We start from the raw sequence: 22057 nt of genomic DNA on the forward strand, positions 1-22057 counted from the left end.
TCCTCCTTATTTAGTCCTCGAACCATTTACAATTGGTCTGCCGCTTCTTAAGCCGCCGCCTCCGCTGCACCTTTTGCCTGCTCATCTTTATATAGTTTGCCATCATAGAACTTAATAAATGGGAACCAAATCAGGAAGGCTACAAGCGCACAAACGAAAGCTAAAACAATTGCTCGCCAATCGCCTGCCGTGCCGATGAACCCTGAAAGACCAAGTGGTGTTGGCCATGCCGGCTGTGCAATCATCGGTTTAACCCAATGCATTGAAATTGCGAAGTAAGCCATACTCATGGATGCCATCGGTGCTAAGAAGAATGGAATCGCTGTATATGGATTATAAACAACTGGCATACCGAAAAGAATTGGTTCGTTAATGTTGAAGAAAGCTGGAACAACAGATGCCTTGCCTAATGCACCAAGCTGTGCCGATTTTGCAAAGAAGGCGATAAAAATAACCATTCCAAGCGTAGCGCCTGATCCACCTATAGTCACAAAACAGTTATTAAATTCTCCGGCAAATGGGATGTTTGCCCCCTTCTGATTCAACTGCATATTGGAGAGAACAATTGGGGTAAGGAACGAGGTCACAATCGTTGCGCCGTGAATGCCAACGATCCAAAGCGCATGCATGATAAAGTAGACGACCATTAGTCCTACCCATGTACTGGTCAGGTTAGTAACAAAACCAAACGGAATAGCAACAATCTTATAGATATCGGTGTTGAATGCCATCAAAATACCATTAATGATAATGACAGTTAAGGCAATCGCAGCGGTCGGAATCAAAGCTGTAAAGGAACGTGAAACACCAGCTGGGACGGTATCCGGCATACTGACCACAATATTCTTTTTAACAAACCACGCATAAAGTTTTACTGCAATAATCGACATGATAATGGCCGTAAAGATACCAGTCGTTCCCAGCCGAGTTACCCCACCTGCGATGGCATAACCATCTATAATCTTGTTGTCCTTGGTGATTTCGGTGACCAAGGTCGCTGTCCCACCTTTAAAGACTAATTCAGGTATACACATAAAAAACGCCATCATAGAAAGCAATGCACCATTTAGAGGATTAATATCAATTTTTTCTTCCTGAGCCTGAATGCGAGTATATTCATAACCAAAAACTAAACAGAAATAAAGTGCTAAAATGCCCATGGTCGCGCCATTGGCAAGCATATACAAATTTGCAACCTTATCAAAAGAACCCTTCCAAATACCGACTAATGCCGGAAAACTTTGGGGGAGAACATTAATAATTAAAAACATTGATCCAACGATGGTAAATGGAATGGATGCCATTCCGGCAGCCATGACTCCGCGAACGATTCTGAACGAGGCAAGTTTTCCCATTGGTCCCATCAAATGATTGTTCATAAATTTAAACAATTTATTATTACTTGAATCCATAGTTTTGTCTCCTTGTTTGAGCTCATTGTATGCTTTGAGCAAATTTATTTATTTGTTGTAAATACCGATCCTGATTTTTTTCAATCAAACGGATACGCACTAAGAGATAAAAACATATGCCTAGACCAATTAACAGAACAGTCGTTGCCAGAGATAAACCCTTTTGTCCTAAAAATGGAAACAGTTTTGTCCCAGATCCAGCGACAATTATGGATAAGCTCAGGAAATTGCTTATTAACTGAACTACATAACCGAACTTAGTAAATGGTAACTTGCTATCTCTTCGCCAGTACTTACTTACTTGTTCAACCGCTACCACTGCATTTATAACGGTCAAACAAAACGGTACCCATTTCATCGCGCCCTGTGTGCCCAAACTAAGAAAAAACCAATATAAATTTGCAAAGAAAAAACCGGCGGTCACGTAACGGATTAATAAATAGCGATTAAAGTACATACTAGTTAAGCTTAATTCTCTCCGACTCTTGTCATATCTTGCTTTATTTTGGTCTGACATGCGTGTCACATTCCTTTCGCTTAGACTTATTTCGTAGCTAACTTTTTATAGAGGTCAACGATTTCCCCTGCTAAGTCTCGAAATGTGATTGCATTCATAACATGATCCTGTCCGTGCACCATCAATAATGATACTGGATGTTTTTTCCCTTGAGCTTCTTCGGTTAACATACCTGTTTGTGCATTATGTGCATCTGACAGAAAGCTGTCTGCCTCTTTCAGTTTTGCTTCTGCGGTAGAAAAATCACCGACTTTTGCAGCTTTAATTGCCTCAAAAGAAGATCCTTTTGCATTTCCTCCGGCCATAATTAGCTGCATGATCACTAGTTGCTCTTGCTCGTTCATCCTGACCTCCTACTGCTCGTCAATCAGCTTAAGCGCCGTTTTTAGAACATTTTCGCCTTTCATTAAGCCGTAATCCTGCATATTGATCACTTGAACTGGGATACTAAGATCCTTTTTGAAATCTCCCTCTAAATAACGCACTTGTGGTCCAAGCATCAGGACATCTGGCTTTTCTGAATCTAACTTGTCATGGGCATCTGAAGCCGAAGTAGCAAAGATTTTTGCTTCAATACCATCTTTGGTCGCTGCATCTTCCATTTTTTTGACTAACATACTGGTTGACATACCTGCTGCACAAACTAACATAATTGTCTTCTTACCCATTAGTTTTTCCTCGCTTTCAAAATTTCAAAGTTATTGTTCACCACAGAATGACTTTTTAATATCAGCATACTCGCTAGCTTAACGAGCCATATCAGAAGTCATTCGAATGACTATTCGTTCGAACGACTTTTATAATACCAAGAAATCGCTTTCTTGTAAACGATTTCTTGAACTTTTTGAAATTTTGTCTCTACGCCTTATCGCAAAAGGCCGGCAACTGATAATGAAGACTTCAAATAGCGATAAGCAAAAAAAAGCCTTCCAGCAAGGCATATTAATTGCTGGAAAGCTTTATAATTTATATTTTAAGTCAACCAGTTAAGCATTTGTTACCGGTTTCTCCGCATCTTCCAATAACTGTCGGAATGGAATCAGACTTTCTGCATGATATTTCTTCACAAAAGCATCCACAGCAGCAGGATCCTGAGTTTGCTTGTCCAAAACAAGTTGTTCAACCGGAATTGGACGAAGATCAGAAATCTTCACATCAATGACAACCGGACCCTTACGATCTTTTGCCTTAGAAAATGCGGCTTTCAATTCGTCCAGATTGTGCACTTCAAATCCTTGAGCACCTAACGCTTCAGCTGCCTTACCATAATCGGCATCAATTAAATCAACCCCGGAGTGCGGCTGTTGCGTGTCATCCTGTTCAGCTTCAATAAAGCCCAAACTCTCATTCGTCAAAACAACGTTGATGATTGGCATATGATATTTGACCTGTGTCAGAATATCCTGCATGACCATGGCAAATCCACCATCACCAGAAATTGACCAAACTTGCCGATCAGGGAATTCCGCTTGCGCACCAATCGCTGCTGGCAAGGCATAACCCATTGTCGCATACCAGCCAGACGTCGTGAACACTTGATCATCATTGGTCTTCAGATAACGCATCCCATTGATGGTAACATTGCCAACGTCTACTTGGAAAATGGCATCTTTTTCGGCCATCTCATTGATCAATTTGAAGATTGGTTCAACGCGCAGTGGCGTGGAGCCATCATCTTCAAATGAAGTCATCCACTCGCGCCAATTTTCCTTGTTGGCCAGAGCAGCCCGATACCAAGCGCTTTCTGGCAATTGATCAGCCTTTTCGCTCAGTGCCTTGATGAACTTCTTAGCATCGGCCAAAACAGCTAAGTCAACCGTGTGACGACGGCCAAACTTGCTACCGTCAATATCAACCTGAATGTATTTAGCATTTGGTGCTATAAAGTATGGCTGGAATGGGAAATCCGATCCCAAGAACAAGACGGTGTCAGCACCGCGCGCAACTTCAACGCCAGGTTTAGAAGCCACACGGCCGGCCGAGCCCATGTTTGCCTTATAATCATCAGGCACGATTCCCTTAGCCAAGGCAGTCGTGATGATCGGAATATGCGTTTTTTCTGAGAAAGCGATGATCTCGTCGCGCGCACCCCGCGCGCCATTTCCAACATACAAGATTGGCTTCTTCGCATCTTTCAAGATATCCCAAGCTGCGGCAACCTGATCCGGGTCTGGATCAGGCAAAAGCGGCTTCTGGTACAGATTGGCTGATGATACATAATTGTCATCAATCTGGGTCCAACCTAAATCCTTTGGAATAGTCACAACGGCAACCCCGTTATGCTTATAAGCCTGACGAATCGCCTCGTCAACAACATGAGGCAATTGCTCAGCAGTCATGGCTGTACGGTTGTATACAGACACATCAGCAAACATTGGGTTCTCGTTCATTTCTTGGAAATAATTGGTGTTCATGGCAGCAGTTGGTACTTGCCCTACCAATGCCAAAACTGGCACATTATCATACTGTGCGTCATACAACCCATTCAGAAGATGAACAGCACCAGGACCGGCAGAACCAAACGTCGCCCCGATTCGACCCGTTACCTTAGCTTCACCTGCAGCAGCCAATGCGCCTACTTCTTCATGGCGAACCTGAACATAATTAATGGTGTGACGGCGATTGTACAGCGCATTCATGGTACTATCAAAGGAACCGCCCGGTAACCCATAAATATTATGGATACCCCAGTCTTCGAGCACCTTGATCATTGCGTCTGCGGCGTTTATTTTTTCTGTCATGACACTTGCCTCCAATATTATTACTTACATTTTGTAAGTTCTTTACGATTACGAGTATAACAATTTATTGATAACAATGCAAGCCCTTTCATCTGGTTTAAGCAACCTTAACGCCCAAATTGCGACCTTAGCGTATAAAACGCTTAAACTAGCAAGCGACGACACCATAACAGTCAAACAAGTGAACTAATACAGCATCACCACGCCATAACATGCTTGGTAAATCTTTTTCACAAATTAACTTCATGATGATCAGGATCATGGATCAAAAAACAGGACCGTCGAGGGACGGTCCTGTTCATCATCTTATTAGCTGTCAAGCATTACCGCTGCTGATATTGACGTTCTTGACCGATCACACCGGTCAAAACAAACTGACCATGATAATAAGTCGGATCACTACGATAATCTTCTGGATCATAAGGCACCTTATCGCTGAAAACAGCTTCGTATTCAGGAACGGTTAATTCCTGACGATCAGCCAACATTTTAGCGTGATTGGCTGCATGCAGTTGTGCGGCAAAATCCGGTTGCAAGATGCCGCTAAAAAATTCTGCCACGGCCCCGGAGCCATACGAGAATAAACCGATCCGGTCACCCGCTTTCAAGCTAGTATCATTGTCCAACAACGACAGCAGACCCAAATACAAAGAACCGGTATAAATATTGCCAACTCGCCGGCAGTACCGAGTGCTTGCCTCAAAGCGCCGTTGCAGTCGCTCGCCAGTGGCTTCATCTGTGTCCGGCAGAACAAGCTTTAAAGCTTTCTTGCCCATTTTGGTATACGGTAAATGGAATGTCATCGCAGCAAAATCACTTGCTGTGTGATGGCGTTGGGTCTGGTATCGTGACCAAATTGCTTGAAAAAAAGCTAAATATTGTTCCGTTGAATACTTTCCTTGTGCAATTGCTGTGTCTTGATAAACCGGCCGCCAAAAATCGTCAATAGATTCAGACCGATAAACCGAATCGTCTTCAATGGTCATGATGTGCGGCTCTGCTTTGATTAACATGGCAACCGCGCCCGCACCTTGTGTGACTTCTCCTGCTGTTGCCAAACCGTACCGGGCGATATCCGCAGCAATGACTAAAACGGTTTTATCTGGGTGAGCGGCGATGTAGTCACGCGCCATCATTAGTGCGGCAGTACCGCCATAACAAGCTTCCTTTAACTCAACGGCCCGCACCCACTCAGGGAGTGCCAATAAATCATGAATAAACAATGCAGACGATTTACTGGCATCAACACCACTTTCAGTACCAACCAAGACCATGCCCAAGCTAGCGCGAATCGCTGGCGTCAACAACTTTGTCGCTGCATTCGCACCCATCGTGACAATGTCTTGGCTAGAAGGTGGTACCGCTTGCTCGTCTTGGCCAATGCCAATCGTATATTTGTCCGGATCATCACCTCGAACCTGCGCGAGTTTTACTAAATCAACGTAGAAATCTGGGGTGTCCATAGCGATTGCATCAATCCCGATTTTCATCTTTTGATTGGCCTACTTTCTTGTTTAAACGAATGGTTGTTAAATATTGTTGCGCATGTTTTAAATCCATACTACCTTGACGAAGTGCGTTCACAAGCATCGGCAATTCTGTTTCTGTTGCCCCGGCAGCAATGGCGAGGGCATTAGCTTGCAACTTCATGTGACCAGCTTGAATCCCCGGTCCAGCCAATGCTCGCATCGCAGCAAGATTTTGCACCAACCCGAGGGCGGCAATAACTTGCTGCATGATAGCTAAATTCTGATACCCACCGAGCCGACGGACAACCTGCGCCATTGGTAAAGCACCGATCGCCCCGCCAACTGCCCCCATCGGCAAGGGCAGCTGTAAGTGACCAACTAAATGGCCCTGATCCATATACCAGCGCGATAAAGGCTGATACCTGCCAGACGCACATGCAAATGCACCGATACTTGCTGCGACAGCGCGGGTATCATTGCCAGTAGCCAATACAGCACCAATAATACCGTTAAGAATGCCCTTGTTGTGGGTCACTGCCCGCTCAGCATCGACAAAGGCTAAATCGCTAAGCTGAACAATTTTCTTAGCAATCACATCTCCAGAAACAGCTTTCGTCGCTAAAGAAACCGGCTCAAGCGAAACCTCAGCCGTCACGAGTTCTGTTGGCGCGTTGGTTAGAATACTGACAAGCACATCACCGTCTACCCAGCTTGTCACCGCCGCTGCGACCGCTTCGGCAACTGTATTCGCATAATTGGCCCCCATTGCCTGTTGCGGATCGAGCGTTAAACGGATTTTCAAGAACTGCGCTCCTAGTGATTCGACTGTTAACTGATCAAGACCACCGCCACGTTGAATCATCGAAGGATGCGCAACCGCAATGACTTTCTGAATATCAGTCTGATGAGCCAAAATCGTTTGCCTTGCTTGCACTAAGTCGGTCAAGTTAGTCAGGACTACTTCAGCGACCACTCGATGCGCCGCTACATGGGTCCTAACGCCGCCGTTTGCAGTCGCAAGCCTGGCCCCATTACTGGCAGCTGCAATCACAGAAGGTTCCTCATCCGCTATAGGCACTTGATGTAGCTGTCCATTGACCAACAAATTGCGAGCAACGCCTAGGGGTAAAGGAAACTCGCCGATAGCATTTTCGATCAGACGCGCTCCTGTGACTTCAGGCAAGCTATGCGTACCAGCTAACAACGCAGCATCCTGTGTTGTTAACCACCCTTCTTGAACCAATTGGTCACGCCGTTTTTCTGGAGACAACTCGTAAAATTTCATCACGATCTCCCTCAGACATGCATCGCGATTTGCATGGCGATACCGATGCCACCGCCAACGCACAATGCGGCAATGCCTTGGCGTTGATTACGTTCAGCCAGATCGTACAATAATGAGATTAAAATTCGGGCACCTGAAGCTCCCAATGGATGACCCAACGCTAAGGCGCCACCATTGATATTGAATTGTTCATCCTTTAAACCAAGGTCACGAGCCACAGCAACGCTTTGTGAGGCAAATGCTTCATTCAATTCAATTTGATCAATTGCCGCGATAGAGCCGCCGGTTGCCTGCAGTATTTTATCGATCGCCAGTTTTGGCGCATACCCCATAATTGCCGGATCAATACCCACCTCGGCAAAACCAGTGATCGTCGCTAAATAATGGAGCCCCAGTTGTTCGGCTTTCGATTTTGCCATCAGGATCAAGGCGGCTGCGCCATCATTAATGCCGCTTGCGTTACCTGCTGTAACAGTACCGCCGACTTCAAAAACAGGCGGTAATTGGGCTAATTTAGCCAATGACGTATCGGGCCGAATGGCTGAATCACGATCTACGATGACATCCCCGTGACGGGCAGCAATCGTCACTGGGGCGATCTGACTCTTAAACCGACCCTCAGCTGCGGCGGCCGCGGCGCGTAAATGCGAACGGAGAGCAAACTCATCTTGCTCCTGACGACTGACGTTAAATTGTGTCGCCACATTTTCCGCCGTGATTCCCATTGGCTGTTGACTGAAGGCATCATTTAATCCATCGCGACTCAAACCGTCAACCAGCGTTGTATCGCCAAATTTGTGGCCTGAACGAACCGCTTCGGCGTAATAAGGTACTTGACTCATGCTTTCGGTACCGCCCACAAGCACCGCGTCAGCCTCGCCGAGTTGAATGGCAGCTTGCCCAAGCCGCACTGCCTTCAGGCCTGAGCCACAGACTTCATTGACAGTCATCGCCGTGCTGCTAGTGGCCATACCGCTTTTTAATCCGATTTGTCGGGCAACATTCTGCCCAGAACCAGCCTGCATGACATTACCAAAGATCGCCTGGTTGAGTAACGCTGGGTCAATTCGTGCAGCCTTAATCGCCGCCTGCGCTGCCGCAACCCCTAAATCAACGGCACTGGCGCCAGCCAAATCACCACCCAACTTACCAATCGGCGTCCGTTTGGCACTTAGAATCACAACTTCTTCCATGATGACCTCCTAAAGAGCGTGAACAGCCAACCGGCGCATAATCAAGAACGAGGGCAATGGCCGAGCCATTGTTCTCGTGGTTCTGATGTGCCGGTTTCTGTGGCTATGAACGCGTTTCGACAAGCATATGCTGAGATAAACCGTTTCAGTTTATCACAGTCGTTCAGATGACGCACTGATATAATAAGAGCGTGAGCCAACCCGGTTACACCGACTTTTGGGTTGGCGATCGCCTAAAAACGCTACTCATCTCCGTTTACTAAATAGATTGTATGCGATTGTTCCCCAAAGCAACAACCATCTTGACCAATCCTTAATGAATCATTTCGAAAGAAGGCTACCTCATGCGTGTCACCGATTTGCTGGCTTTACTAGCCGATCAAAATAAAAACGCCTCGGTGTTACTCGACACAAAGCCGACACCAAGTCGTTTTGACGATTTTAAGTTAACAACCGTTAATGATCAACCGCAACTGGTCTTTCAGCCTAATCCTGAGCGCAAAGCCGCATTGCGCGTTTGGGAATTGCAACTCTTACTGAACCAACCTGATTTACAGCAACGATTCGTTTATCTAGCTGATGTTGATGAACCGCGTGCGTTATTTGGATTTGTTAAACGGCAAATTGGCTTGCTGCTCAATTGATTACGCTGGATGTTTGGTCGCAGCTAACCGTTTAGCAACGCTTTCCAAATAATGATGACTTTCAATCATTTCCCGACAATCAAACTGATCCTTTAAGCCAATTTCATAAATCCGACTCGCATCTTGATTCAATAGTGGCAAGACCCGCGCCCAATCAATCCGTCCGCGGCCAAGCGGTAAACTATCATGCGTTTGCCCCATGGAATCAACAAGATGATAGTGCCGAATCAGCGGCTTCAGATGCGCTAGGCTGGCCATGAGCCGATCATTATCGCCATGTAACACAATAAATGTATGACTGGTATCATAGGCTAAAGGTAAATGCCAGCGCAACAAACGGTCTTCAAAGGTGGGATCACCATATCGGAAAATCGGTGACATGGAATTTTCAAACACGACATGGCCCGGTGCTTCCTGAGCAAAAGCAATCATGCGCGCCAAGGCAATGTCTTGTGCTTTGCCCACATCTGTCCAGCCAGCATAATCACCAGGCGTGTCAACGCGGTATCCGCCGTGAATCAAAGCCGTGGCGTTAGCTTTTTTGGCAAAGTTCATGAGTTTAACCGAACTTGTCATTAAAAAGTCATAGCGTGTAGGATACTTCGTCGGATTCATGGCAAGCTCATTACGCTGGCCGCGAAACCGCATCGGATGATGAAAAACCACCGTTGGCACCTGACTCTGAACTAATGCTGCCATCTGTACAAAATGCGACCATCCAGCTTCGGTAAAATCATTTTCGGTGAGATGAAATTCGAATACATCAGGATGATATTGCAGCCGATCACGAATCTGCCGCTCATCTGTACTAGCCTTTAAGCCTAATAGCATGTACACTTTTCCTCCTTAATTCAAAACCCGCTCATGATCCCAAAAATTGCTCATAAGAACGTTAAGCATCGCTGACCAAGGCTCTAAGCGGCTTCTGCTACGCTTTCGAAGCGCTCCTACTTGTACTTTCAAATTTCAGTTGTCTTTTTAACTTGGCAACCGGCGCATTAAACGTTTCAACTTTTTACGATCAATCAGCATCACACCCAAGTCATCGGCCAAGGCGATCGCCGAATCAGAAAATTCGCTATTGGTGATCACCGCCGCTTCGTCGAGCTGGTAAAAATGATGGCCCGCCCAAACTTCCTGCACGGCCTTGTTGCCAACGAAACCTGTGTAACGCTTGCACTGAAAGCCAATCGTTTTACCTTTTTTGCGGGCAATAATGTCAATTCCTTGATCACCTGAAGCCTGCGTCAGTTGAATGTGATTAAACCCATTGCGCTTCAACAGATACGCGCAAAAAGATTCAAACTTTTCACCCTCCATGATATCGACAGTTTCCATTTTCAAATCACGAAAACGAAAATGATGATGATAAAGCATGATGGCATTGATCACAACAAAAAGACTGATGATTCCAAAACTAGCCGGATCACCATATTGCCGCAGTTGGCGGGGCAGAAAACTGCGGGCCCAAAAGCTGTAAGCGAGTCCCAAAATAAAGAGCCCCCACAACAGCTGATAGGCTTTTTTGAGTAACGTTCTCATGGGTCTACCCCTCTCTTTCCCTTTAAGCCTAGCAGATTCACCGCGTAATTGCATTGAATCTCTGCCAATTTTTCTGTACGCTTAAGGGATTGAGAGAGGAAGCGTTTTCGTCATGCAACTAAGTGCCAAGATCTTTGCCAAAGTCGGTAGCGAACGGATTACCCAGTATTCTTTAGTCAATGACCATCAGATGACGCTACGTTTTTTAACGTTTGGTGCTCGGGTTCAACAGGTTCGCCTGCCAAATGCTGCAGGTGACGATCCTAATCTGCTGCTCGGGTTCGTCACGCTGGAAGACTACTTACACCAACCCGGTTACCTAGGCTCCTTTACCGGCCCTTTACAGGCAGCTGACGCTGAGCTAGCCCCGGGTTCATGGCAAAACTGGAATTGGGCGGTTAAAACCAGTCAAGAAACCGATCTAGCCATCACATTCACCCTAACATTACCTGAAAATGCTGACGGTCAGCCAGGCCAGCGAGAACTCAGTATTACCCACCGATTGACAAATGACAATTTGTGGCAGATTGACATGCAGGTGGCAACCACTGCCGACTTGAAAATACATCCCCGGCTCAATTTGCCTTGGCTGCTCACTGCCGACCCTGCCCAAACAATGCTTTCAGCCAAGTTGACTGCCGATGAACATGTTACCCCTGTCCCTAAAACTGCCCGCTGTGAGACTGCGCAACGCTATTCCCTTGCGGCCGCCGATTGGCAGTTGGCATATCTAAGCGATGCTTCATTCACGAGAATTGATTCTTACGCTGGCATCAACTCCGAAAATAATTTTAACGGTATTCTCGGCCAACCCAATGTAGCAGTCGGCTTTTCGCCGGAAATGAACCAAGACGCTCTGCCGTGGGTGTTGCCAGCCGGTGCAACTTGGCGGCATCATGCGGAATTTCACTTATCTAGCAACGCAAACTAAAAAGGTTTGACCCCACGGTATCTGTTGTGGGGTCAAACCTTTTTTCCAATCATTGATGATTAATAGTTCATAAAAACATCCTTGAAGACTTTAACACTGTCAAAGACGTCTTTTAAAGTGACGTATTCATCCGTCTCATGAGACGTTTCATTTCCCGGGCCATAAATAGCTAAATCAAGACCGTCATGATAGAACAACGCCGCATCCGTGATGCCGGTGCGATAGGCCACTTGACCACGATTCAGCCCCGCACGTTGACGGGCTGTCTGTACCAACTGAATCAAATCATTATCAGGTGAAGCCGCAGCTGCCCCTAAAACGGAATCAATTGACAGACTCAACCGAACACCCTTAGGCACTGTCGTTTTAGCTGCTTGTTTCAACGCCGCAATAAACGCATCATTATCCGCAATCATGGTTGTCCGGATGTTACCGCGCAAATATGCGGACTCCGGAATCGAGTTGATCTGATTGCCACCATGGATAATATCAATATTATGCGTGGCATGACCAAGAATGGGGTCCTCTTTTGCCTGCAACGGCGCTGTTGCAGTTAGCGCTGCATTCGCAAATGCAAACAACCCATGAATGGCATTTGCCCCTAAATCTGGCCGAGACGAATGTGCTGCTTTCCCGTGCGCGGTCAATGTGTAATCAATAATACCGCGTTCAGCAGCGTCAACATTGCTATTGCCGGGTTCGGCCACAAGCAGTCCAGTTAAACGATCTCCGTAACCGGCGGCAGACAGTTGGCGTGCGCCGTCATTATCAACTTCTTCACCAACTGTCGCCATCAACTGAATTCCATGATCCAATTTTTCATGGGCAGCTTGCTTGAATGCCACAACCGCTGCAGCCAGTCCAGACTTCATGTCAGTTGCACCACGACCGTACAACTTGCCATCTTCTACATGTGCTGAGAATGGTGGAAACTGCCATTTATTGACGTTCCCAGGGTCAACCACATCCATATGGCCATCCACACCGAGCCAGCGCTGGGCATTAGGATTACCGATCGTCAGCACCAAATTATCACGACCGGGCGCATAACTGATGCGTTCCCGTTTAATCAATCCGGCTTTCAACTCAGGGGCTAAAAAGGTTTCAATCAGGTCTGCTACCTGACCTTCTTTTGCTGCCACACTTGGTATCTTTACCATGGCACTGAGTAAATCAACGACTTGTTCTTCTTCTGTCAAGATAAGGCCTCCACTTATGATCGTTTGTATTCTGCTTTTGTTTGGCTTCGGACAGCCGCTCAGCACAACATTTAACGCTTATTTCCGTCTGAATCGTAATAATGCATGACCCAAAATTGGCGTCACGATACCGCCCAACAAGGCCTCGGCTACGGCGTTAATCGCCAAAGCCGTCATCAATAACCATCCTAGGTTGGTCGCATCCGCACCCGGCACAATTTGCGCTGCTTTACTGGCAAACATCAACCATGTAAACCCAATGACCAGCAAGGTGTTCGTCAAAGCACCGACAACACCGGCGAAAACCATTTTAACGGTTTGCGCTAACGGTGTTTGTTTTTTCTTGAACAATTGATGAAAAATAAATGCCGCCACCAAACCAACCATGACACGCGGCACGATGGCGATAATCGGATTTCTAAACAGCAGCAGGGTCACTGGATCAGTCGCTGATGTATACGCCCGAATCAGACTGGTTAACCCCCATAATAAGCCAAGGCTGGCACCGCCGCCATAGCCTAATACAATACCACCAATGATGACAGTCAAATGAATCGTTGAAATCGCAGGCCAAGCCGGAAAAATCTGCACATATCCGAGCATTGGAATATAAGCCTGAAGAATAATCAAAGCACCAAGAATACCAATAATCGCAATATTATAAGCTTTTCCGCGTTGCGTCATGCGCTGCTACCTCCAAATTGTCTAAGTTTGATTTTATCAAATTATACACGTTCGAGGAAAGTGATGCTGGGAGGAAGACTTTTACCGGAAACGCTAGGGAAAAGGTTGGCTGTCAAAGAATTCCCGCGATGGCGTTGCACAAAACACGCTCCTAGTTGGAGGAGACTACACATAAAGACCTCATAAATAAATGACTGAAAATCGGTCATTGACTTATCCGCCGGTTTCTAAACACGTGAGCCAGCCCAGAAACTAACGTGTAAGGGCCTTGGTCGCAATGGCCATTGTGCGGCCATCCCACTTACACTACGGTTTCTAAACGCGTTCGCCACCCCAGAAACCTGCCTGTAAGGACCTTGACCGCAATGGCCAAACCCAGGCCATCACGGTCAAGTCCGCTTACACTCCGGTTTCTAACCGGGGTGGCGAACGCTCTTGAAAAATAAAGTTTGACTTTAAATCCCTAATTTCCTATAATATTTCTTGTGCTTAATTAGCCATGCGGGCATGGCGGAATTGGTAGACGCGCAAGATTAAGGATCTTGTGAGCATTATTGCTCATGGAAGTTCGAGTCTTCTTGCCCGCATCACAAAAGACCCGACCAACAGGACATCTTGTTGGTCGGGTCTTTTTTGCCACCTTAGATTTTCTAACTACCGGCAAGGCTCTCTAGCAGCTGTTTTAATCAATTATCATGTCACACAAGTCATTGAAAGGAGTTTCTCTATGCTTCGCGAAGCTCAATTTATCGATCTCGGTGCCATTGTTCACCTCTATCAACAACTAACCGCTGAAATGGCGACGATGGCCCCTGAAACTTATCGTCCATTAACTAGCGACAATCGTCAATATTTTGCCGACTACTTGCAAAATGACCTTGCTCGGCTTTTCGTGACCGAAACGGCTGGTACTTTAAGTGGGTTTGCACTTGTCGTTTTGGCTCGCACTGGCGACAATGCGGAATTTGTTCCGCAACATTTTGCCCAGCTGATCGATCTTTATGTGATCCCTGCGCAACGGCATCAGGGATTGGCTAAACAGCTTATGGACGCGGTTACGGCTTTTGCCAAAAGCCATGATGCCACTTTCATTCAGTTAAACGTTTTGAATGCCAATCAGACTGCCCAACAAGTCTATGCCAAAGCTGGGTTTGAACCGGTAAGTCTGATTTTGCAAAAACCGCTTAACTAGCCAACGTCTTTTGCAGGCGCAATTTACCGCGACAGACACCACACGCGTACCGCCGAACATCAATGTGACGGCGACGAACGAATTGGCGACCGCAATGGGTGCATACATACACGTACTGATGGCCGTTCACTGGCAACGGTGGCGCAAAACGTGACCCGCCAACTGCAGTCAAGAGCTGCTTAAAGTCGTGATCGCGATGCTGATAGCCGCGATGGTGATCATATAGGTGGTAATGCACCAGCTCATGTTTAATAATGCCATCGGTGACACTCGCAGGATAAACCGCAAATAGCTTGGGGTTGAAGTCTAAGTTCATATCAGCCGGATGAAAGCGGCCACCCGTCGTTTTCAGCCGATTATTAAAAACAGCGTGATGGCGAAAAGGTTGATGGAATGCTTTCAACGAGATCGTCTCAACGCGGGCCTGTAATTCTTGATCTGTCATATCTACCTCCGAGCCAATAGTTTACTCCAAGTCACCCGTAGTTGCATCATGACATTTTGGTTCCTCAAAATGGTCTTAAAATATCAAAAACGAGTCCTCTGAGAAATGGCTAAATAGCCATCTCGAGGACTCGTTTTTAGTTTAACTGAAAAAGGCCAAAACATCATCACGGCTCATCGCCGCTTTTTTGGCTTGGTCAAAATCAGCCACAATTTTACCAGCATCTAACACAATCAAGCGGTTACCATAACGTAAGGCGTCTTCAACCTGGTGAGTGATCATCAAGCAGGTCAGCTGCTGATCGGAGACGATTTCGTTCGTCAGTTGCATGATCGCCTGACTGGTATGCGGATCAAGCGCCGCCGTATGCTCATCTAACAGCAACAGATCCGGTTTCCGCATAGTTGCCATCAATAGGCTGAGTGCTTGCCGTTGGCCGCCAGAGAGCTGCTCAGTCGGCTTGTCAAGGGCATCAGCAAGGCCATTGCCCGTCTTCGCTGCTAAGGTCTTCAGCGCCGCTTTGCTAGCCGTCATGCCGCGTGATCGCAACGTTAGCCGCTGACCGCGGTGACTAGCTAAGAGCAAGTTTTCGGCAACTGTCATTCGTGGTGCTGTCCCCATTTTAGGATCCTGGAAAACTCTGGCAATATGCCGCGCACGTTGCTCCGGTCGTTTGCCATTCAAAGTTTGATCAGCCAGCGTAATGGTGCCACCGCTGACTGGCATATCGCCTGTAATCGCGTTGAATAATGTCGATTTACCAGCCCCGTTGTTGCCCAAAACCGTTACAAATTCACCTTTAGCAACGGTGAGGTTCACGTCCTGAAGCAAAGTTTTCACTTCTGTACCAACGGGAATATTCACCGTAACGTTGGTTAAGGTTAGCTCAGCCATGTGCTTGCACCCCTTTCTGCAACACGCGCCGTAATCTCAAGCGATGATCAATTTGTGGCACCATGATCGCGATAGCCAAAACAACCGCTGAGATCAGTTTTAAGTCGTCGGCATTGAACCCTAGTGCAAGCACAACCAGCAAAACGAAGCGATAAAGAATGCTACCGAGAATCACGGCAACCAAACGCTGTGAGAGTGTTAATTCGCCAAATACAACTTCCCCGATGATAATCGCGGCGAGGCCAATGACAATGATCCCAATGCCCATATTGACATCAGCATAGCCATTGTTTTGAGCCAGCAAACCGCCAGCCAAACCGACGAGACCATTACCCACCATCAGACCAAGTACCATCTGATGATCAGGATCAATACCGAGACTGCGCGCCATACTTGGATTGTCCCCTGCCGCAATAAACGCTTGGCCTAACTGATTATTTAGAAACAGCATTAGCAAGCCAACCACCACAACAGCAACGATAACGCCGATAACCACACTATTGAAGTATGGCGGTAAATCTTTTAAGAACGCTGTCTGGAAAAGATTGGCTTGATGCAACAGCGATAGATTGGCGCGTCCCATAATCCGCAAGTTGATTGAAAACAACCCGGTCATCACCAAAATACCGGCCAACAAAACTGGAATTTTGCCTTTCGTGGTCAACAACCCAGTCGCCAATCCAGCAAGCATCCCCGCACCGGTAGCCAACAGCGTTGCGACAATCGGGGAAATGCCATGAGTAATGGCACTCACGGCTACTGCCGCGCCAAATGGAAAGGTACCTTCAACCGTCATATCCGGGAAATCCAATACCCGAAATGTTAAGAATAAGCCAAGTCCGATTAAACCATATAATAAACCTTGACCAATCGCTGATACGCCAATACTCATTTGATCACCGTTCCTTTCGCCTCTGCCGTTTTGATTAACGAGCTAGGTAAGTCGATGCCTAACAGTTTTGCTTGTTTTTCGTTCAAGATCAGTTTACCGGTGGTTTCAAAATGAATCGGCGTCGTTGCTGGTTTTGTCTTTCCACTCAAGATGTCTGCCAGCATCCGGCCAGTTAAAACGCCGAGATGATGTTGGTCAAGACCAATCGTTGCCAATCCGCCTTGTTCAACCATAGTGTCCACTGTTGGAAAAATTGGCACCTTCCGCGTATTAGCCACCGCAACCAAAGTTTGCATAGCACTGGCAACAGTGTTGTCAGTCGGCACAAAAATCGCATCTACTTGACTAACCATTTGTGTGGCCACCTGATTTAAGTCATTTGTTGAACTGATCGCGTACCGCTTAACCGTGAAGCCTTGCTTTGGCCCAAGTTTTTCGACCATTTTAGCCTGTGTTTGAGCGGAATCATCACTCGACGTTGCAATCACACCGAGAGTTTTGGCATTCGGCATAATTTGCCGGATTAATTTCAGCTGCGCGGCAATCGGTGCCTGATCAGATACCCCCGTGATATTGCCACCTGGCCGTTTAACATTCTTTACTAACTTTGCCGCAACTGGATCGGTAATCGCGCCAAGAATGATCGGTGTTTTCTGATTGACATTGGCAAGTGCCTGAGCCGATGGCGTAGCAATCCCAACTGTTGCCGCCGCATGTTCCTCAGTAAAGCGTTCGGACATGGACTTCAGATTGCTTTGATCATTTTCGGCATTTTGAAAATCGATCTTCACATTCTTCCCTGCAACATAGCCCTTCTCCTTCAAGCCATCAATAATCCCCTTGTGAATCGCATCTAATGCGGGATGTGTGGTCAATTGCAGGATACCCACAGTTGGTGTTGCCTGTGTCTGTGGTGTTGTCGTGCCGGTTTGAAAATAGGCAATCCCTAAGAATGCTGCCATAATGAAGATCAACCCTAGCATTCGTTTCATGTTTCCGCCTCCGTTTTAAATTAATTCATGCTGTGCCCGCTTGGACTTAATCAGTTATGATTCATAACGCGCTCGTCAGCCCAGAAACCGGAACATAAGGACCTCAGACAGAAATGGCCAAAGCCCAGCCGTTTCTGTCTGAGGCCACTTATGTTCCGGTTTCTAAACGGGCTGGCTCACGCTTACAAAAATTGCCGCGACAGGTGAGGACTCGTCGCGGCAATAAAAAAAGTCCGCATAGTCCCACTTTTGGGGTATCTATGCGGACAAATTGAACAGAGAGCCAACATAGACACAACCTGCGCGTCTGGCAGGTTGCGTCTGCAACCTACCTAAAGTTGGCTTTGCCAAGCAGAAAAGGTAAGCAATGCTGTCATGTCGGTTTCCTCCGTCCTAGTTAATTGATTTGTTGTTAGATTAAAGATACGTGAGTAAAGTTCTCATGTCAAGTATAAGCTTAAACTTTTTTTGACAATTTTGACCAGCTTAAGACAACATGACTGAAATTTTTTGGATTTGCTTGGTGAATTTTTGAATTGCCTCGTCCTGAGCTTTTTCAGCTGCGTTGAAAGCTGCCACATCAACTTGCCGATCCGCGTGCAAACTTGCGGTCATCGCCTTACATGCCTCTGTGAAAGCGGCAAAATCACGTACAAGTGTATGATGGGGCCCCAACAATCTGACTGGCGCCGCGACTTGCTGCAACTTGACAAGCAACGCTTCATAGTTACTTGTCCCCTCGCTAAACACGGTTTGCGTTTGTTGGTAAGCCTCAAGGTCGTAATCGGCCAACTTGTTCTCATCAATCGCCTTGCGCAGCGGTTCAAACAACGGCGCCATTTTCTCTTGGTTGTCTTGTGTGGCTTCAACGACCGCATTAATGGTCGTCCCATAGTTTGCTAACTTCATTTGTTGTTTATTCATGTGCTTCATCCTTTTCATCGGCTCATTAGCCGGTAATTAACGCATAAAAGCCTTGACTGTCATGACCGTTACAACACGGACATCACGGTCAAGGCTATTCCTATTGTTTTTTGACTCTAAGCAATCTTGTGGTGTCTTATGCGCGTTGCTTGCGTCGAGCACGTTCGAAAACTTTAACGATCTCAACAATGACGATCATCGCCACACCAGCCCCGAGAACGGTGATCCATTGATGCCAATCAAGCGATGTCACATGGAACAGACCATTGAAACCTGGCACTAAAATCGTGACTGCCAACAACACGAAGGAAGCCAGAATCGCCCAGTTAAAGGCCTTGTTCCGGAACGCGCCGACCGTGAACAGACTTTGATGGATACTCTTCACGTTGAAGGCATGGAACAGCTGAATCAAGCCCAGCGTAGCATAGGCCATCGTCAAAGCATCGGCGTGAATCGCAGCTGAGCCGCTGTGCACTGGATAGGTAATGGCAATCCAGTAAACGCCAAGCGTCAGCAGACCTTCGAGAATTCCTTGCCAGATAACCGCGGGGCCAACGCCGCCTGAGAAGAAGTTTGACTTCCGACCGCGCGGCTTTTGCTTCATAATACCTGGTTCAGTTGGTTCAACCCCCAGTGCAATCGCTGGGAACGTATCTGTCACTAAGTTAATCCAGAGAATATGCACCGGTGCCAGCAAATCCCAACCTAGCATGGTCATCATGAATAAGGTCAAGACTTCACCAAGGTTGGCCGACAACAGGTACTGAATTGCCTTTTGAATATTGGAAAAGACTTTTCGGCCTTCTTCCACCGCCACAACAATGGTTGCAAAGTTATCATCAGCCAAAACCATATCAGAAGCACCCTTGGAAACTTCGGTCCCAGTGATGCCCATACCGATCCCAATATCCGCAGCTTTCAAAGCAGGCGCATCGTTCACACCGTCGCCGGTCATTGCCACAACCTTGCCTTTTTTCTGCCAAGCATTGACGATCCGTACCTTGTGCTCTGGCGCAACACGGGCGTATACACTGTACTTTGCCACGTTCTTTGCAAACTCATCATCACTTTGCTGATCTAGCTCAGCACCGGTGATGACAGCATCATCATCGCCTTGGTCAATGATTCCCAACCGAACGGCAATTGCTTCAGCCGTATCGCGGTGATCGCCGGTGATCATCATCGGGCGAATACCAGCCGCTTTTGCCTCTGCCACCGCAGCTTCCGCTTCTGGCCGTTCGGGATCAATCATGCCGACCAATCCAGCAAAAATCATGTGATTTTCAACCGTATCGGAATCAACTTTTTCCGGTAAAGTATCGATGACCTTATAAGCCATCCCCAGCACACGCAACGCCTGTGTCGCCATGTCTTTATTGGCTTTCAAAATGGCATCGCGTTCACTGTCTGACAACGGCGCCGTATTTTCGCCAGTTGCTAGGTCAGTCACCCGCTTGAGTAATTCATCAGGCGCACCCTTTGTGGCGACTAGCAACTTGCCATCTGCGCGTCGATGAACTGTCGTCATTAATTTTCGTTCAGAGTCAAACGGTACTTCTGCGATCCGCGGTTCGCCAGTGAGTGCTTTGGCAACATCGTAATTCTGGGTTTTTCCATAAGCAACAAGCGCAGTTTCGGTTGGATCGCCTAGTAACTTACCATCGTCTTGCACCTGTGTGTCGTTGGCAAAGTTCATGATGGTCATTAATGGATTGCCGCCATGAATACCAGCGCTTGCATCATTAAGCTGACCGTCGTAATAAACTTTTTCAACCGTCATCTTATTTTGAGTAAGCGTTCCAGTTTTATCACTCGCAATGATATCCGTGCTGCCGAGGGTTTCAACAGCAGGCAATTTACGAACCAGTGCATGGCGCTTGGCCATTTTCTGCGTACCCAATGCTAAAATGATGGTGACAATGGCTGGCAACCCTTCAGGAATGGCCGCCACAGCTAATGAAACGGCTGTCAGGAACATTTCTGGCAAGCTTGCCGCTTGACGCCAGATACCGACTGCAAACACAATCACCGCAATCACCAAAATCATGACCGTCAGCGTTTTACCGAGACTTTTGAGGTTCTCTTGCAACGGCGTGTTGGTTTCTTCGGCCGAATTAATCATCCCGGCAATGCGGCCGACTTCAGTTTGCATTCCTGTAGCGATCACAACACCGACGCCACGGCCGTATGTGATGTTACTGTTCATGAATGCCATGTTAGTGCGATCGCCAATTCCGACATCATCAGCATCCAACGGCGCCGTCGTCTTATCGACCGGCACACTTTCACCTGTTAACGCACTCTCTTCAATTTTAAGGTTGGCACTCTCAACTAGTCGTAAATCTGCCGGTACGACATCTCCAGCTTCAAGTAACACGATGTCCCCTAAAACCAGTTGGCTGCTAGGAATGGTCAGCACCTGATCACCACGACGAACATGGGCGTTAGGGGTCGACATTTCCTTCAGCGCATCAATCGCTTCCTCAGCTTTACTTTCTTGGAAAACGCCGAAAACCGCATTTAATAAGACAACGGCCAAGATGATCCCGGCATCCGCCCACTCACTGAGTAAAAAGCCGGCAATCAAAGCGGCAACCAACAAGACAATAATCATAAAATCCTTGAACTGATCTAAGAAACGGGCTAACATGCCCTTCTTTTCTGCCTGCGCAAGTTCATTTGGCCCATTCTCATTTAACCGTGTTTGTGCCGCTTCTTTCGTTAACCCGGTTAGACTAGTCTGTTCTTGCTTTAAGACTGCCTCACTGCTTAATGCATATGGCGGTTTGTTTGCCAAAGTAGTGCCTCCTTCGTATTTGGGCCGGTAGCCAAAAAGAGACCTATGGACTACCAGCAGTAGATCCATAAGTCTCACTATTTAAGACAACACCAGACATAGCCTTGTTGGTGACGTTGTCGCAGAATACTCTGCTAGTTACTCCCCTATGTTGGTTAAAGTATATCAGGTGCGGGTCATGCTTCGCAAGGCTTACTTGCGAAGAGCGTGAACAGGCCCGGTTTCTGGGCCTGCAAACGCGTTTAATCAGAGCAGAGCGTGCAAGTCGTGTTAGAAACCAGCATAAGTGGCCTTATTAGGCAGC

At 47.0% G+C, this 22057-nt stretch carries 21 protein-coding genes and 1 tRNA gene; 4 read left to right on the top strand and 18 right to left on the bottom strand.

The genetic code is table 11. From position 1 onward, the window contains the following. Positions 1–47: 47 nt before the first annotated feature. The 8 genes from celB to LBPC_RS08810 form a co-directional block, all read right to left on the bottom strand. On the bottom strand, positions 48–1412 hold the full coding sequence (gene celB, locus LBPC_RS08770) for a PTS cellobiose transporter subunit IIC (protein ID WP_003566041.1): 1365 nt from the start codon (positions 1410–1412) through the stop codon (positions 48–50). Between the two features lie 22 nt (positions 1413–1434). Next, positions 1435–1929 (bottom strand): hypothetical protein, encoded by a 495-nt coding sequence (locus tag LBPC_RS08775; protein WP_003566043.1) that lies wholly within the window; start codon positions 1927–1929, stop codon positions 1435–1437. Between the two features lie 26 nt (positions 1930–1955). Further along, positions 1956–2273, bottom strand: coding sequence for a PTS lactose/cellobiose transporter subunit IIA (locus LBPC_RS08780; RefSeq protein WP_003566045.1), 318 nt, complete (start codon positions 2271–2273; stop codon positions 1956–1958). A 9-nt stretch (positions 2274–2282) separates the two neighbouring features. Next, on the bottom strand, positions 2283–2597 hold the full coding sequence (locus LBPC_RS08785; protein ID WP_003566047.1) for a PTS sugar transporter subunit IIB: 315 nt from the start codon (positions 2595–2597) through the stop codon (positions 2283–2285). 318 nt (positions 2598–2915) lie between these two features. Continuing rightward, the gene (spxB, locus tag LBPC_RS08795; RefSeq protein WP_003660565.1) at positions 2916–4670 is read right to left on the bottom strand and encodes a pyruvate oxidase; all 1755 of its coding nucleotides are present in this window, start codon (positions 4668–4670) and stop codon (positions 2916–2918) included. A 323-nt stretch (positions 4671–4993) separates the two neighbouring features. After that, positions 4994–6160 (bottom strand): hydroxymethylglutaryl-CoA synthase, encoded by a 1167-nt coding sequence (locus LBPC_RS08800; RefSeq protein WP_003594933.1) that lies wholly within the window; start codon positions 6158–6160, stop codon positions 4994–4996. Beyond that, the gene (locus LBPC_RS08805; RefSeq protein WP_003575994.1) at positions 6144–7424 is read right to left on the bottom strand and encodes a hydroxymethylglutaryl-CoA reductase, degradative; all 1281 of its coding nucleotides are present in this window, start codon (positions 7422–7424) and stop codon (positions 6144–6146) included. Before LBPC_RS08805 ends, LBPC_RS08800 begins: the two co-directional genes overlap by 17 nt. Positions 7425–7435: 11 nt before the next feature. Continuing rightward, positions 7436–8617, bottom strand: a complete 1182-nt coding sequence (locus LBPC_RS08810) for a thiolase family protein (protein ID WP_003575992.1) — start codon at positions 8615–8617, stop codon at positions 7436–7438. A gap of 344 nt (positions 8618–8961) precedes the next feature. Here LBPC_RS08810 and LBPC_RS08815 point away from each other — a divergent pair, with 344 nt between their 5' ends. Then, entirely contained in the window at positions 8962–9261 is a 300-nt protein-coding gene (locus tag LBPC_RS08815; protein ID WP_003566056.1) for a hypothetical protein, read from the top strand. Here the strand turns inward: LBPC_RS08815 and LBPC_RS08820 are convergent, their stop codons facing one another. Together LBPC_RS08820 and LBPC_RS08825 are read right to left on the bottom strand one after the other, a co-directional pair. After that, complete coding sequence (locus tag LBPC_RS08820) at positions 9262–10092, bottom strand: TIM barrel protein (protein WP_003660564.1); 831 nt, start codon at positions 10090–10092, stop codon at positions 9262–9264. A gap of 147 nt (positions 10093–10239) precedes the next feature. Next, positions 10240–10803 (bottom strand): restriction endonuclease, encoded by a 564-nt coding sequence (locus LBPC_RS08825; protein WP_003575983.1) that lies wholly within the window; start codon positions 10801–10803, stop codon positions 10240–10242. Positions 10804–10915: 112 nt separating this feature from the next. Here LBPC_RS08825 and LBPC_RS08830 point away from each other — a divergent pair, with 112 nt between their 5' ends. Beyond that, positions 10916–11734, top strand: coding sequence for an aldose epimerase family protein (locus tag LBPC_RS08830; RefSeq protein ID WP_003660562.1), 819 nt, complete (start codon positions 10916–10918; stop codon positions 11732–11734). Positions 11735–11793: 59 nt separating this feature from the next. On the opposite strand, the gene LBPC_RS08835 is transcribed toward LBPC_RS08830, so the two are convergent. Both LBPC_RS08835 and LBPC_RS08840 read right to left on the bottom strand, forming a co-directional pair. Continuing rightward, on the bottom strand, positions 11794–12933 hold the full coding sequence (locus LBPC_RS08835) for a M20 family metallopeptidase (protein WP_003566065.1): 1140 nt from the start codon (positions 12931–12933) through the stop codon (positions 11794–11796). A 78-nt stretch (positions 12934–13011) separates the two neighbouring features. After that, positions 13012–13617 (bottom strand): ECF transporter S component, encoded by a 606-nt coding sequence (locus LBPC_RS08840; protein WP_003660559.1) that lies wholly within the window; start codon positions 13615–13617, stop codon positions 13012–13014. 501 nt (positions 13618–14118) lie between these two features. Here LBPC_RS08840 and LBPC_RS08845 point away from each other — a divergent pair. Together LBPC_RS08845 and LBPC_RS08850 are read left to right on the top strand one after the other, a co-directional pair. Next, positions 14119–14204: transfer RNA gene (locus tag LBPC_RS08845), tRNA-Leu, on the top strand. Between the two features lie 140 nt (positions 14205–14344). After that, on the top strand, positions 14345–14809 hold the full coding sequence (locus LBPC_RS08850; protein WP_003594941.1) for a GNAT family N-acetyltransferase: 465 nt from the start codon (positions 14345–14347) through the stop codon (positions 14807–14809). Here LBPC_RS08850 and LBPC_RS08855 read toward each other — a convergent pair. From LBPC_RS08855 to LBPC_RS08880, 6 genes are all read right to left on the bottom strand, one after another. Beyond that, positions 14802–15254: a SprT family protein gene (locus LBPC_RS08855; RefSeq protein ID WP_003594944.1), complete on the bottom strand. Its 453-nt coding sequence runs from the start codon at positions 15252–15254 to the stop codon at positions 14802–14804. The genes LBPC_RS08850 and LBPC_RS08855 overlap by 8 nt on opposite strands. Positions 15255–15395: 141 nt before the next feature. Further along, positions 15396–16148, bottom strand: a complete 753-nt coding sequence (locus tag LBPC_RS08860) for an ABC transporter ATP-binding protein (RefSeq protein ID WP_003579766.1) — start codon at positions 16146–16148, stop codon at positions 15396–15398. After that, positions 16141–17040 (bottom strand): ABC transporter permease, encoded by a 900-nt coding sequence (locus tag LBPC_RS08865; protein ID WP_003660558.1) that lies wholly within the window; start codon positions 17038–17040, stop codon positions 16141–16143. The genes LBPC_RS08860 and LBPC_RS08865 overlap by 8 nt, the downstream gene beginning before the upstream one ends. Further along, positions 17037–18032 carry a tryptophan ABC transporter substrate-binding protein gene (gene trpX / locus LBPC_RS08870; RefSeq protein ID WP_003566076.1) on the bottom strand — a complete coding sequence of 332 codons (996 nt, stop codon included), beginning with the start codon at positions 18030–18032 and terminating at the stop codon, positions 17037–17039. Before trpX ends, LBPC_RS08865 begins: the two co-directional genes overlap by 4 nt. Before the next feature lie 486 nt (positions 18033–18518). Continuing rightward, positions 18519–18956 (bottom strand): hypothetical protein, encoded by a 438-nt coding sequence (locus LBPC_RS08875; RefSeq protein WP_003594949.1) that lies wholly within the window; start codon positions 18954–18956, stop codon positions 18519–18521. A 136-nt stretch (positions 18957–19092) separates the two neighbouring features. Then, complete coding sequence (locus LBPC_RS08880) at positions 19093–21753, bottom strand: cation-translocating P-type ATPase (protein WP_003566079.1); 2661 nt, start codon at positions 21751–21753, stop codon at positions 19093–19095. Between the last annotated feature and the right edge of the window lie 304 nt (positions 21754–22057).

Origin of the sequence: Lacticaseibacillus paracasei subsp. paracasei, from assembly GCF_000829035.1 — a bacterium.
GTDB classification, from domain to species: domain Bacteria; phylum Bacillota; class Bacilli; order Lactobacillales; family Lactobacillaceae; genus Lacticaseibacillus; species Lacticaseibacillus paracasei.